Annotated in this window: 1 protein-coding gene; it reads left to right on the top strand. The window is 51.7% G+C overall.

The features are described 5' to 3' along the window. Nucleotides 1-376 (top strand): FAD-dependent monooxygenase (locus B3180_RS07070; RefSeq protein ID WP_286843751.1); only part of this gene is annotated, 376 nt, incomplete at its 5' end. Nucleotides 377-429 lie beyond the last annotated feature (53 nt).

Here is a 429-nt window from a genome sequence, read left to right as displayed (position 1 = left end):
AAAAGCTTTTCCGCTTAAAATGCAGTACGCGCGCCAATGGTATCAGCATCGTATTGTCTTGGCTGGTGACGCCGCACACACTATTCATCCGCTGGCCGGGCAGGGGGCGAACTTAGGTTTTGGTGACGTGAAAGCCTTAACGGAAAAAATCGAGGGTGTGGATTTATCTTCTCTGACGCAATTGCACCGCTCTTTGAGCGCGTATCAACGCGAGCGCAAAGCCGATGCTCAGTTAATGATAGCCGCAATGGAAACGTTCAAACGCGGTTTCGGTACAGCAAACCCAGTAGTGAAAGGCTTACGCGCCCTGGCTTTCGCACTGCCAAACAAACTCACCTTTTTAAAACGCAAGCTAGCCGAAGTAGCTCTGGGCTAGGTGGCTGAGGTTGCTACATACTGGTCCGGGAAACGCCCGTGAATACATCCCTG

This window comes from Idiomarina sp. UBA4206 (genome assembly GCF_002383015.1).
In the GTDB taxonomy this organism is placed as follows: Bacteria; Pseudomonadota; Gammaproteobacteria; order Enterobacterales; family Alteromonadaceae; genus Idiomarina; species Idiomarina abyssalis.
The sequence above is the reverse complement of the archived record's forward strand: the minus strand, read 5'-3'. Positions and strand labels throughout refer to the sequence as shown.